9 protein-coding genes are annotated in these 13538 nt (G+C 66.9%); 2 read left to right on the forward strand and 7 right to left on the reverse strand.

The window, feature by feature from the left end:
• The 6 genes from C2L80_RS05405 to C2L80_RS05430 all read right to left on the reverse strand — a co-directional run bounded on the left by C2L80_RS05405 (position 1) and on the right by C2L80_RS05430 (position 8057).
• Positions 1-2298 (reverse strand): xanthine dehydrogenase family protein molybdopterin-binding subunit, encoded by a 2298-nt coding sequence (locus C2L80_RS05405; protein ID WP_092197798.1) that lies wholly within the window; start codon positions 2296-2298, stop codon positions 1-3.
• On the reverse strand, positions 2298-3008 hold the full coding sequence (locus C2L80_RS05410) for a (2Fe-2S)-binding protein (protein WP_204600539.1): 711 nt from the start codon (positions 3006-3008) through the stop codon (positions 2298-2300). The genes C2L80_RS05405 and C2L80_RS05410 overlap by 1 nt, the downstream gene beginning before the upstream one ends.
• Before the next feature lie 123 nt (positions 3009-3131).
• The gene (locus C2L80_RS05415) at positions 3132-5729 is read right to left on the reverse strand and encodes a winged helix-turn-helix domain-containing protein (RefSeq protein WP_129589904.1); all 2598 of its coding nucleotides are present in this window, start codon (positions 5727-5729) and stop codon (positions 3132-3134) included.
• Positions 5730-5816: 87 nt separating this feature from the next.
• A complete protein-coding gene (locus C2L80_RS05420; RefSeq protein WP_092197800.1) occupies positions 5817-6200 on the reverse strand; it encodes an iron-sulfur cluster assembly scaffold protein in 384 nt (127 codons plus the stop codon).
• Positions 6191-7447, reverse strand: a complete 1257-nt coding sequence (locus tag C2L80_RS05425) for an aminotransferase class V-fold PLP-dependent enzyme (protein WP_092197801.1) — start codon at positions 7445-7447, stop codon at positions 6191-6193. Before C2L80_RS05425 ends, C2L80_RS05420 begins: the two co-directional genes overlap by 10 nt.
• Positions 7437-8057 carry a nucleotidyltransferase family protein gene (locus C2L80_RS05430; RefSeq protein ID WP_092197803.1) on the reverse strand — a complete coding sequence of 207 codons (621 nt, stop codon included), beginning with the start codon at positions 8055-8057 and terminating at the stop codon, positions 7437-7439. The genes C2L80_RS05425 and C2L80_RS05430 overlap by 11 nt, the downstream gene beginning before the upstream one ends.
• A 448-nt stretch (positions 8058-8505) precedes the next feature.
• On the opposite strand from C2L80_RS05430, the gene C2L80_RS05435 reads away from it, so the two are divergent.
• A complete protein-coding gene (locus tag C2L80_RS05435; RefSeq protein WP_092197805.1) occupies positions 8506-9117 on the forward strand; it encodes a TetR/AcrR family transcriptional regulator in 612 nt (203 codons plus the stop codon).
• 115 nt (positions 9118-9232) lie between these two features.
• Entirely contained in the window at positions 9233-10261 is a 1029-nt protein-coding gene (locus C2L80_RS05440) for a DUF5692 family protein (RefSeq protein ID WP_092197807.1), read from the forward strand.
• Between the two features lie 295 nt (positions 10262-10556).
• Here the strand turns inward: C2L80_RS05440 and ppdK are convergent, their stop codons facing one another.
• Entirely contained in the window at positions 10557-13295 is a 2739-nt protein-coding gene (ppdK, locus tag C2L80_RS05445; protein WP_103262816.1) for a pyruvate, phosphate dikinase, read from the reverse strand.
• Between the last annotated feature and the right edge of the window lie 243 nt (positions 13296-13538).

Raw genomic sequence — 13538 nt, forward strand, 5'->3', positions numbered from 1 at the left:
CTACCGGGCTATCTTGCCGAGCGCCGCCAGCACCTTGTCGGGCGTGTACGGGACCATGGCGATGAAGTCGCCCCCCGTCGCGTTCTGGACGGCCTGCCCCACGAGGCCCGGATTGGCGTGGGCGTGCGCGACGCCGGTCGACCCGTACGCTCCGCCGCCGCAGCGCGTCTCGACGGGCACGGGCACGAACTTGGGCTGGTCGAGCGCCGTGGGCACCTTGTAATCGTACAGGTTGCCGTTGAGCAGCACGCCCGTGCTCTCATCCCAGATAAGCTCCTCGCGCAGCGCTCGGCCAGAGTTCATGGTGAGCGCGTTCTCTATCTGCCCGATGGCCGACGACGGCCTGATCACCTTGCCGAAGTCGTGCGCCACCACGTAGTCGAGGATCTCCACGAGGCCGGTCTCCGGATCGACCGCCACCTCGCACATGTCCACGTTCATCGTGCGGATCACGTCGGTTTGGAACGGCACCTTCGGCTTCCCGCAATACCCCACGGCCAGCTGCCCAAGGCCCTGCAGCGACAGCTGTTTGGCCGGATCGGCCTTGAGGGTGACCATCGAGTCAACGAGATCCACCTCTTCGGGCGTCGCGCCTAAGGCAGCCGCGCCGGCGGCGAGGATCTGCTCTTTCAAGAGGACGGCCGCTTCCTTGGCCGCCCACGTGCACGTGGATCCGCGGTCGGCCGCGTCTCCCTGCTGCCAGTTGTTGTAGTTGGGCGCGTAGTACACGACGACGTCTTCCAGCTTCATGCCCATTTCCTCGGCGATGACGAGCTGCACCGCGTCGGGCCAGTACGTGCCGATGAGGGCTTCGGCGTAAGGCATGTACACCTTGCCGTCCACGCCCATGCGCAGATTGATGTTGTACGAGATCATTCCCCAGGTCTGCGACGCGGCGTAGCGGCACGACACGCCGTGCAGGCGGCCGTCCGCAAGCGTGCGCTCGCCGGCAAGGTGCCACTTGCCTTTCCAGTCGAACGCCTCTTTCGCAGCGCTCATGCAGGCAGACAAAGACGGCTCGGTCACCTTGATGTTCTTCATGATGACCTCGGAGACGTCCATCTTGAGGGTGTCGGCGATCTTCGCGAACGCCAGGTTCACCGGCTCGTACTGCGGCTGGCCGGGATCGGCCGTCGTGCAAGCGCCGTTCGTCACGTAATAGGCCATTTTCGAGTAGATGTTGGGGCTCACGGTCTGCTTGAAGCCCTGCGCGTTCGGCGGAAGCACCAGATGCCCGTGCGTCTTGTCGCCGTAGCCGCCGCGCGCGCCCGTCTGATGGACGTTTTCGGACTGCACGGCGACGAGCGTGCCGTCGTCCTTGTAGCCTATGCGCACCGTGAGGTAGGTCTGCGGCACGGCGGCGTCGAACGACTCGCGGCGCGTCTGCACGTAGCGCACGGGCACGCCGCCTAGTCGCTTCGACAGCACAGGGGCGAACTGCGCGCCGCGCTTCTCGACGAAATCGCAGTAGCGCGCGGCCATATAGGGCGAGAGCGCGCGGTACTTGTCGGCATGCGACCCCGCCCCCATGAACGCCGACACGATCGGGCCGTTCGAGGGGAAATGCGCATGGTTGGTGACGTAGCACATCTTCTCGCCGTCGGGATTGCCCCACGGATCGTTCGCCCAATAGGAGAAGTAGGCCGGAGGCATGGGTCGGAACTGGCTCCACATGGGACGGCCGTAGTCGACGACGTCCACGTGGTCGGCCTCCTTGAAGCCGTCCTCGGCGCATCCCTGCTCCCACTCCACAGCGGCGCCGAACGTGTTGCCCGTCATGTTGGAGTCGGGGTTCATCTCGGGACGCAGGATGGGGGCGCCGGGCTTGGCAGCCTCGCGCGGATCGAGGATGAAGGGCAGCACCTCCCACTCCACCTTGATGGCAGCGAGCGCCCTCTTGCATATCTCCTCGTTGAGCGCCACCACCACGGCCCCCACCTCGTCGCCCTCGAACTCGGCCTCGTCGCCCAGAAGAGGGCTTGCCCCCAGCTGGTAGTACGCGGGACGGTAGCGCGGCATGGAGGCCAGCTCCTCGTCCTCGTACGTCAGCACGAGCTTCACGCCCTCGATCTGCTCGGCTTGCGTGATGTCCAGGCTCTTCACCTTGGCATGGCCGTAGGGGCAGCGCAGCGCCATGGCGGTGAGGGTGCCCTCCATCCACAGGTCGGTGGGGTACTTGGCCGCGCCCGACACCATGTCCCACGACTGGCGTCCCGGATGATCCCAGGTGCCCACCACTTTGAAATCCTCGCGATCCTGATTGGCCCCTTCGGGAACCCACGTGCTGGTCTCGCCCATCAATTGCCTCCCTTGATCGCGATCGCCGCTTCCTGGATGGCCTGCACGTGGCGCGAGTACGTGCCGCAGCGGCAGATGTTGCCTGACAGCTCGGCGCGAATCTGCTCCTCGGTAGGCTCGCCGTACTTTCCTATGATGTACTTCGCCACGGTGAACTGGCCCGGCGTGCAATAGCCGCACTGCGCGGCATCGTGCTTGGCGTACGCGTCCACGAGCGGGCGCCACTTCTCGTCGGCGGCTATGCCCTCGGACGTCTCGATCTGGTGGCCTTGGCACTCCACGGCCAACGTCGTGCACGAGAGCGCCGGAACGCCGTCGATGAGCACCGTGCACGAACCGCAGGCCCCGCGGTCGCACATCTCCTTGGCGTTGCCGGTGAGCCCCACGGCCTTGAGCAACGTCTCCCTCAGCGTCCAGTGAGGCTCCACTTGCACTTTGACCTCGACGCCGTTGATGGTGAGCGTCGCGCACTCCGGCACCGCCGCCTCGGGATGCCCCTCCTTGAAATGCTTGACGAGCACGTCGTAATCCGCGGTCTTCTGCCCGCACAACGGACAGGTGTACACGAAATCGGTCACCGTCAGCGTCTCGGCATGCGCCTCGGCGGGCGAGCCCAGTATCGACCCTATGCCAAGCCCCGCCGCCCCCGCGGCGAACCCGGCCATGCCGCCGACTTTCAGAAAGTCGCGACGCGACACCTCGTGAGCCATGCTCCGATCCCTCCTTCTCGTCTCAGGGTTTTCCATGCTGAAGACGATACCCGGTACCCCGAGCGCAGGGCACTACCCGCATGGGTGAGACAGGGGGTGAAATCGATTCGGAAACCTGGGCCTTTACAAGACGCCCTTGTCGCGGAGGATAGCCACCGCCTGCATCTTCGAATGGGCGCCCAGCTTGGCGTACACGTTCGCCAAGTGCTTCTTCACCGTGTCGCGCGAGACGAACAGCCGCTGCGCGGTCTGGGCCACGGTGTCGCCCGCGGAGACGCAGCGCATGACGTCGAGCTCGCGGTCGGTGAGCCGTACGTCGACAGAGCACTTCGCGTCGGCGTCGAGCACGCCTCTCAGCCATGCGCAAAGCCCTGGGTCCTCGTCGGAGGACAGGCGCGCGACGGCAGGGCGCAAATCAACGGCGTTCTCCGCAAGCGCCTCGGCCAAACCGTGCTCTCGCGCGAGTCGGGCAGCGCGCGCAAGGCAGTTGGCGGCGCGGGAATGTCGAGCAGACCGCTCGTGCAAGACGGCGGCCAACACCAGGGCGCGCACATGCGCCGCACGCTCTTCCGAGTCGACGGACTCCAAGCGCGCGCACGCTTCCTCGAAGCGTTCGGGAGCCAGACAGCAAACGACCATGGAGTTGAACAGCACGGTCTGCGTCCTCCCCTCCAGGTTTTCGCAGCGCTCGAGCGCGCGAGTGCGAAACGCAGCGCAGTACGCGCGCGCCATGCCGAGCGTGGGAAACGCGGCTAACGCCCCGTCTTCGCTTCCGTCGAGCGCCCGGAAGAACGCTTGGCACCCCTCGTCGCGCCCCAAGCGCACGAGCGCTTTGGCTTTGAGCGCCTCGGCCTCCGCGCGGCAGCTGGGCAGCACCCCCTCTGCCGACACGGAGTCCAGCACCCCGTGCAGATGAACGACTTGCTCGAACTCGCCGCGTTCGTAGCGGCAGATCATCAGCGCGAGAAAAGCGAATGCGAGCATGGGCTTGAAGGGCCGCTCCCTCTCGTCGTACAATCCCATCGCCTGTTCGGCCCAAAAGGAAGCCTCGTCGACATAGCCCAGATTCGCGCAGATGAGCGCCAAATTCGAATAGGCCGAGCAAAAGAGGTTCCTGTTTCCGTAGCCGCGTTGCTCGCCCACGGCGCGCTCAAACAGCACCTTCGCCTCCAGCGGCTCGTCGATGCGGGAGCCGGCCATCACCTGGAGCATCATGCCGCGCAGATAGCGCTCTTGCTCGGGAAGGTAGGCGAGCGCCTTCCCGGCATAGGATCTCATCTCGTCGTTAAGCCCGCGAAACGACGAGATGAACGCCTTCTGCGCGAGGCACAGCGCGAACAGGAAGTCCTCTCGGCCGTCCTGCAAATGGTCGATGGCGTTCTTCAGGCACGCCTCGCCCAACTCGAAGCTTCCGCAAAGGGCGTAGGGCATGCTGAGCGCCGCGCAGACGAGCGGGCTGCGCATGAGCTCCCCACGCGGCAGGCAAGCGGCCCAACGCACCAGCACGTAGTGGTTGTCGCTCATGTAAAGCTGGATCCAATTCCTTACGATGACGCGGCGAACGCCCTCCCAGTCGCCAAGCTCGGCGGACGCCTTCACAGCCTCGTCGAAATGCCCGTTCTCCTCAAGCCAGTCCCGGGCGGCGCTGCGCAGCCCGTCCGCGCGCTCGCCATCGAGACGCGCGAGCCTTTGATGGAGCAGATCGGACAAAAGGGGATGGTAACGGTACCAATCCTCGCCGTTCTTCCGCTCAAAACGTTCGATGAACAGGTTGTTCGTCACAAGAAAGTCGATCTGCTCGGCCGTTTGCGCACGAGAGAGCCCCGTGATTCGCTCCGCCAAGGGCAAGCAGAAGGAGCCGACCACCGAGGTGGCCACGAGAAAGCGCTGGCGATCTTCGCCCAAGACGGAGAACACCTCTTCGAACAGGTAATCGCTGATGCTGCTCCGCGCGCGGCAGAGCGCTCGATCCACCTCGACCTTCGATCCGTCCCCGCACAAAAGCGCCACCAGCTTGCCGCCGGCCGCCCACCCGCGCGTGCCTTCGTGCACCGCACGCGCCTCCTCGCGGGCCAGCCTGACCCCCATTCCGGAGAACAGCGCCTCCGTCTCCTCCACCGAGAACCGCAGGTCGGCCTCAGTCACCTCCACCAACTCGCCGGCCACCTTCATCTTGGAGGTGGGAAACCCGAGCGCTTGGCGCGACGTGATGACGAAGTGCGCGTTGGCCGGGGCATGCCGCACCAAGTACAGCATTCCTTGCCGCACGGCCCCGCACGCTTGCACCTCGTGGAAATCCTCGAGCACGCACACGAAGTCGCGGCCGAACTCGGCCATCTGGAGAACGAGCGCGTCGAGCGTCGGGCGCGCGTTCTCGAAGCCGTCCGCGATCCTAACCTCGTCGAGCCCCATGCAGATGCGCTCATCGGCCATGCGGAGGGCGGCGGCAAGATAGAGCCAGAACCGTTCGGGGCTCGCGTCCTCGGCTTCGACGCGGTACCAAGCCAAAGGAACCCCTTCGAGCGCAGAGGCCCAAGAGAGCACCGAAGTCGTCTTGCCGAAGCCGGCCGAGGACACCACCGAGGTGAGCGGAACCTCGAGGGCGCGCGCGAGCTTCGCGAGGACCTGGGGCCGGTCGACGGCGTTCGCAGGCAGGGCGGGAACGGTCACTTTCGAAGGCAGGAGCGCAACCCCGCTCTCAGCCCCGCCGTTGACGCCCATGCGCACGCCGACCCCTCCTCCGATTCGACCGCGCCGCCGCAGTGCCTCCGTCGGCGCCCTCTCGCCTCCTGATCATCCCCTTTGTTCTTATTGTAACAAAACGAGGGCTCGTTTGAGCACGACGAGGGGAAGCTCCACGCATCCGCGGCGCGTGCGGCCCACCTCGAGGCCTCCCCATAGGGCCAGCACATCGTCGAGCGAGAGCTCTGCCGCATCGCGGACGCGCATGCCCTCCGCATGCTCCAAGAGGGCATCGGCGCATGCGGCGCAAAGCGTGCAGGCGTAGCCGTCGAAGGCGGCCCGCTCGATGACGGGTGCGCCATCCGCGCCCGGAAGCACAGCCACGCGCACTTCCAGCTGGTCGCCGCAGAACGGGTTGTCGCCTCTAGCGGCGGCATCGAAGCCGCCCGCGAAGCCCTTGCGCGCCGGACGCTCGGCACGAGAGAGGATCGCCTCATCGTCTATGCGCATCGCGCCGCCCCCTCCGTCATCCGAGCCACCGCCGCGACCAGCGCGTCCACATCCGAGGCGGTGGAATAGCCAGCGAAGCTCGCGCGCACGCTGGAGGGAACGCCGATCGCCCGATGAAGAGGCTGGGCGCAGTGGTGGCCTGCCCGCGCCATGACCCCCTCGTCGTCGAGCAGCCGGCCCGCATCGTGCGGATGGACGCCGTCGACCACGAAGGAGACGAGCGATTCTCGCGGAAGCGCCGCATCTCCGAGAAGGCGCACGCCCGGAAGCTCGGCGAGTCTGCGTGCGGCGTCGGCGGCAAGCGCGCCGGCATGCGCCCGGATCGCCTCAAGCCCCGCCTCCTCCATCATGGCAAGGGCCGCGCTCCAGGCGACGGTCGCGGCGATGGCGGGCGTGCCCGCCTCGAACGCGTTCGGCCTCCGAGCAACCACGTAGCCCTCGCGATCCACGCGCTCGATCATGCCGCCGCCCCCGCGCACCGGAGCCATACGCTCGAGCGCACCGTCGGAGCACACGAGCGTGCCGGCACCGCCCAACCCCATCATCTTATGGGCGCTCGCCACGTAGAAGTCGACCGGCATGCGGTCGAAGTCTGCCACGTCCCCGTGCCCGGCCGCCTGAGCGCCGTCGAGCATGACAAGCGCACCGGCGCGCTTCGCCTCCTCCATGACGATCCTCAGGTCGGGCTGCGCGAACCCGAGCACGTTCGACTGCGCCGAGAGCGCGACGAGGCCTGGGGCCCGCTCGGCCAGGAGGCGCCACGCTTCGAGATCGAGACGACCGTCCGCATCGATGGGAATCCACGCCACCTCGACGCCATGGCGCTCGGCCAGCATCTGCCAGCATACGATGTTCGCATGGTGGTTGTCCTCGGCCACGGCCACCACGTCGCCCGGCCCGAGGACCCGCGCGCCCCAGCCGAACGCGGCCAGATTGCACGCGTCCGTGGCGTTCTGAACGAGCAGCACGCGCGCCGGATCGTCCACGCCGAAAAAGGACGCCAGATGCTCGCGCGCGCCCTCGTAGGCGTCGGTGGCCTCTTCGGCGAGCAGGTGGGCGCCGCGATGGATGTTCGCGCAGCTCGTGCGCAAAAACCGCTCCACGGCCCCTATCACGCGCTCCGGAACGAGCGCAGTGGCGGCGCTGTCCAGATAGACGAGCGGCCGTGCGCCGTCGCGACCGACAAGGCGTTGCAGGATGGGGAATTCGCCGCGGTCGAGCGGCGGCGCGAAGACGTCATCGCGCATGGGCCACCGCCCCCTCGAGACGCGCCAGATCCTCCGGCGTATCGACGTCCTCGAACAGGCGCGCATCCTCGAAATGGACGCAGCGCACAGGAATGCCGGAATGACGGCGGAACAGCGAGCGCGCGCCCTCGTCGCCCTGCAGCTCGAGCAACGCGGGAAAGCAGCGCTTGTCGAACAGGCAGGGGTTTCCGCTTCGACCTCCCGCTGCGCTCAAGCAGGCCCATGCCCGCTCGCCATCGCGCCCTCGCAGCAAGGCGTCGAGATGCGAGCGGGTGACGAACGGCTGGTCGGCCACCATGAGCATCACCGCATCGAAGCCCTCGCATGCCGCATGAAGCACAGCCGCCCTCACAGACGAGGCCTGCCCGCGCGCCCACGACGGATTGCGCACCTCCCGCGCCCCCATGCGCCTCACGACCGGCGCCATCTCGTCCGCGTACGCGCCCGTCACCGCCACGACCCCCTCGGCCGCGCACCCGGCAGCCGCCTCGAGCGCGCGCTCGAGCAGCGTCGATCCCGCGAACGGCATGAGCAGCTTGCACTCCCCCATGCGCCGCGACCCGCCCGCCGCCAGCACGCATGCGCACACGCGCGAAAGTCTTCGCATCATCGCCTCCTCTCCGCACGCCACCAGTGTAGAGGCGACGGGGAGCACGTCCCATTACCCGAACGGGTGATTTCGCGGCAAGAACGCGAAAACGGCCCTCTTGCCGTGCGAGGCTCGGGGACGAAGCGGTCGGCCCATTCTGCGACGAACTGCGGCCTCCCAAGGGGACAGGGGGTCGCCCTGCGCCTTTCCCCGTCTCCTCCAGCAAGCTTCCAGGACGCATGCCGGCGCCTTTCGGCAGCGCCCGAAAGGCGCCGTCGACGGCGGCGATCTGATCGTCGGCGGCCGCCTTTTGCCAAACGATTCGCCAACGCGTTGACGAATCGCCGAAACTGTTCATTGACGCACCGTCAACAAGGAGCGTATGCTGCGCTCATCAGGGGGTCGGTCGGCTCCGATCTGAATTCCCGACGCATTGGGCAGCCGGATCGCACAGCGCAAGGAGGACGACATGGGCACCGCAGGCGACAGGACGCGAAACGCGGCATCGGCCGAACGGCGCGCCGACATCGTGGCCGCCGCCCGCGAGCTGTACGAGGAGCAGGGCCTCTCGAAGACCTCGGTGCAGGACATCACGAACCGCGTGGGCGTGACGCGCTCGCTGTTCTACCACTACTTCCCCGACAAGGATGCCGTGACCTCGGCCGTGCTCGACGACTACGTGGCCGACTTCATCGAGGCCACGCACCACTGGAACGCGCAGCGCCGCCCTGGCGACATCGAGAGCGCGCTTGCCAGCGTCGTGAGGCTCATGCGGCTCGGCGTGTTCGAGCGCGACGCGTTTCGCCGCTCGCTCGCCTCGCGCGAGAACGCGTCGCTCTACATCGACTTCGTGAACCGCGTGGCCGACCGCATCGCCAGCTACATCGTGGAGACGACGGTGCGCGACTACCGCGCGCTGCACGAGATACGCATCGAGCACGTCTACGAGACGTTCTACGTGCTCATCCTGGGGATCGTGGGCTATCTGCGCACGCATCCCGACGTCAGCGACGAAGTGCTGAAGGATCTCATCGCCCAGACCCTGCACATGGACCGCGGCAACGCGAGGCCGTCCGGCTGAGGCCCGCCGCCCGCCGCATCCGGAAGCGCCGAGGACGCGCAAGCCGTTTCAACCAAGGAATCAGCAGGCCGAAAGGCGGCCTGTGCGAAGCATACCCGAAAGAAGGAGGGTTCTCATGTTGTTCCAAGTCTACGGGGAGAACGCCCTGTACCAGTGGCTCGGCTGGGCCATGGTGTTCATCGGCCTCATCCTCGTCAACGAAATCGCGCGCCGCTCGAAGGTCGGCGGCATCGTCTGCTTCGTCGGCGTGCCGCTCGCGCTCACGGCGTACTTCGTCGCCATCTACGTCGGCGCGGGCATGGGCGCGGACTGGGCGCTCAACAACCCCACGTACCTGCACATGAACAGCTGGTTCCACTACGCCAAGCTCTACGCCGCCACCATCGGGTGCGTCGGCTTCATGGCGCTCAAGTACCGCTGGGGTAGCATCGGCAAGTCGCACTGGTTCAAGTGCTTCCCGTTCGTCATCGTGGCCATCAACATCCTCATCGCCGTGGTGAGCGATTTCGAGAGCGCCTTCCGTGCGTTCGGCACCACGTGGGTGTCCACCGAGGGCGTCACGCTCTACGGCGGCTGGCACAACGTGCTCAACGGCGTGGCGGGCCTCATCAACATCGCCTGCATGACCGGCTGGTTCGGCATCTACGTGTCCAAGAAGAAGCAGGACATGCTCTGGCCCGACATGACATGGGTGTTCATCGTCGCCTACGACCTCTGGAACTTCTGCTACACCTACAACTGCCTGCCCACGCATTCCTTCTACTGCGGCCTCGCGCTGCTTTTGGCCCCCACCGTGGCGGCCATGTTCTGGAACAAGGGCGGCTGGATCCAGAACCGCGCGTTCACGCTGGCCATCTGGTGCATGTTCGCGCAGGTGTTCCCCGCGTTCCAGGACTACAGCGTGTTCAGCGTGCAGTCGGTGAACAACCCGAACGTGAACCTCGCAGTATCGGCGATCGCGCTCGTCGCCAACGTGGCCGCCTTCGCCTACATCATGTACCGCGCCAGGAAGCTCAAGGTGAACCCGTACCTGAACGAGGTGTTCGCGGGAACGCGCGACTACGAAGAGGCCATGGCCCGTCGCGAGGACGCGCCTGAGCTCCCCCGCAGCCCGAAGGGCGACGAGGCCCCGCAGGCCGCCTAGCCTAAGGCAGGGCACCTCTTCCGACGCATCTGCCTTGGACGCGCCCCAAGCGAACGGCCCGCTTCGGCGGGCCGTTCCCGTTTTTCGCGCTGTCGAAACCGCCGATCGACCGCCGTTCGCGCGAGGTCGGCTCCTCTCACCTCAAGGCCGGCGGCTATTCGCACGAAAGAGACGCCGCCCCCTCCCCGCCGCCTCTTCACTCCCCCGCGCCGCGGGCCCGCCATCCCCCCGCCAAACGAAAGGGCCCGCGGCACGGACGCCGCGGGCCCAAGAGGTTCAAGATGCCGGCGAAAGCCTATTTGTCGCGATGGTCGCCCGTCTTCTCGGCCAGCGCCGCCTGGCCGGCGGCGAGGCGCGCGAGCGGCACGCGGTAGGGCGAGCAGCTCACGTAGTCGAGGCCGATCTGATGGAACGTCCGCACGGAGTCGGGATCGCCGCCGTGCTCGCCGCACACGCCGCACACGAGGTCGGGATTGCCCTTATGCCCCAGCTCAACGCCCATCTTCACGAGCTTCGCCACGCCCGGATCGATGGTGGCGAAGGGGTTGAAGGGCAGCAGGCGCTCGGCCAGGTACTGCGGGACGAACTCGGCCTCCACGTCGTCACGGCTGAAGCCGAACGTCGTCTGCGTGAGATCGTTCGTGCCGAAGCTGAAGAAGTCGGCCTGCGTGGCGATCTCGTCGGCCGTCACAGCGGCGCGTGGCAGCTCGATCATCGTGCCCACCGGGATGTCGAGCTCCACTCCCTCCTCGGAGGCCACCTGGGCGATGACATCCTCGGCCACACGGCGCAGCTTCTCGAGCTCGGCCGTCACGGACACGAGCGGGATCATGATCTCGGGCTTGGGGTCGAGGCCCTCCTTCTTGAGCTGGGCGCAGGCGGTCGCGATGGCGCGCACCTGCATCGTCGGCAGAATGGGGTAGACGATGCCGAGGCGGCAGCCGCGCAAGCCCAGCATGGGGTTCGCCTCGCTCATGCCGTCGATCTGCTCCATGAGCAGGCGTTTGCGGGCGATCTCTTCCTTGTCGCCGCCCGTGGCCTCCAAGCGCGCGATCTCCACGTCAAGCGCCCGCGGACTCTCCAAGAACTCGTGCAGCGGCGGGTCGAGCAGGCGCACGATCACCGGCAGCCCGTCCATGGCGCGGAACATGCCGAGGAAGTCGCCTGTCTGCGCCTCGAGCAGCTCGCCCACAGCGCGCTCGCGCACGACCTCGTCCTCGTTCAGAATGAACGTCTGGATGATCCGCTTGCGATCACCTAGGAACATGTGCTCGGTGCGGCAGAGGCCAATGCCCTCGGCACCGAAGTTGCGCGAGAGCTGCGCGTCCTCGGGGTTGTCGGCGTTGGCGCGCACGCCGAGCGTGCGGAACTCGTCGGCCCACTCGAGGATGGTGTCCAAATCGCCCGTCATCTCGGGCAGCACGAGCTCCACCGCGCCGAGCACGACCGTGCCGGTGGTGCCGTCGATGGAGATCATGTCCCCTTCGCGGATGACGATGCCGGTGCCCGCCACGACGGCCTGCTTGCGCTCCGCGTCGATCTTGAGCGCCTCGACGCCGCAGACGCACGGCGCGCCCATGCCGCGGGCGATGACGGCCGCATGCGACGTCTTGCCGCCGTGCGAGGTGAGGATGCCTTCGGCGGCGATCATGCCGGCGAGGTCGTCGGGGTTCGTCTCCCAGCGCACGAGCACGCACTTGCGGCCTGCCTCGGCGCAGGCCACCGCGTCGGCGGCCGAGAACACGGCCTCGCCCACCGCGGCGCCCGGGGAGGCGTTGAGGCCCTTGGCGATCACGTCGTAGTCCGCGTTCTTGTCGAACTGCGGGTGCAGCAGCTGGTCGAGCTGCTCGGGATCCACGCGCATGACGGCCTCCTCCTTGGAGATGAGGCCCTCCTTCTCCATCTCGATGGCGATGTGCAGCGCGGCGGCGGCGGTGCGCTTGCCCACGCGGGTCTGCAGCATCCAGAGCTTGCCCTGCTCGATGGTGAACTCGATGTCGCACATGTCGCGGAAGTGGTTCTCCAGCGTGACGAACACCTCTTCCAGCTCGCGCCCGGCCTCTTCCAAGCCCTCGACGTGCTTCAACTCGGCGATCGGCGAGGTGTTGCGGATGCCCGCCACCACGTCCTCGCCCTGGGCGTTCACCAGGTAGTCGCCGTAGAACTCCTTCTCGCCGTTGGCGGGGTTGCGCGTGAACGCCACGCCCGTGGCGGAGGTGTCGCCCTTGTTGCCGAACACCATGGACTGCACGTTCACGGCGGTGCCCAGATCATCGGCGATCTTGTTCTGCTTGCGGTAGAGCGTCGCGCGCGGGTTGTTCCAGCTGCCGAACACGGCCTCGATGGCGAGCCTCAGCTGCACCATCGGATCCTGCGGGAACTGGACGATCCCGTCGACCACGAGCGAGGGATGGGCCTCGGCCGAGACGTTCTCGGAGAAGATCTGCTTGAACTCGGCCACGAGCTCCTGCAAGTCCTCGGAGGTGAGGTCGGTGTCGGAGGCCGCGCCGCGCACGTTCTTCATGGCGGTGATGGCGTTCTCGAACAGATCGCCGTCGAGGCCCATGACCACGTTGGAGAACATCTGGATGAAGCGGCGGTAGGAGTCCCAGGCGAAACGGGGATTGTCGGTCTGCTTGATCAGGCCGTTGATGGACTGGTCGTTCAGACCCAGGTTCAGCACCGTGTCCATCATGCCCGGCATGGACATCGGCGCGCCGGAGCGCACGGACACGAGCAGCGGGTCGTCGGCGTCGCCGATCCTCTTGCCCATGCGGCGCTCGAGGTCCTCGCGGTAGGCCTGGATGGTGTCGAGCGCGCCCTCGGGCCAGGCGTTGCCGGCGCTGGCGTACTCCATGCAGGTCTGGCACGTGATGGTGAAGCCGGGAGGCACGGGAAGCCCGATGTTGGCCATCTCGGCGAGGTTGGCGCCCTTGCCGCCGAGGATCGCCTTCATGCTCGTGTTGCCCTCGGTCACGTTGTTGCCCTCGGCGTCCTTGCCGAACGCATAGACTCGCTTGACTTCTTCAGTCACCTTTTTCTCCTTAACCGCTTGGCTGCAGAAACGCACCCCGCCTCGTGCGGACGGCGACCGCCACGGACCCGTCCGCGCCTCCGGCGAAGGATGGACGCGCACAAATCGTAGCACAAAACCCCTCCTGCGAAGTCATGGACGCGCCCTGCGGTAAGCAAGCTGTGGCAGACGGCCCCCAAGAGACGGGCGGCGACAGCGCAACGGAGGACCGTAACAGGCGTGGGGGCGTGACAGGGGGGGGTG

The organism is Rubneribacter badeniensis (assembly GCF_002899695.1).
GTDB classification, from domain to species: Bacteria; Actinomycetota; Coriobacteriia; order Coriobacteriales; family Eggerthellaceae; genus Rubneribacter; species Rubneribacter badeniensis.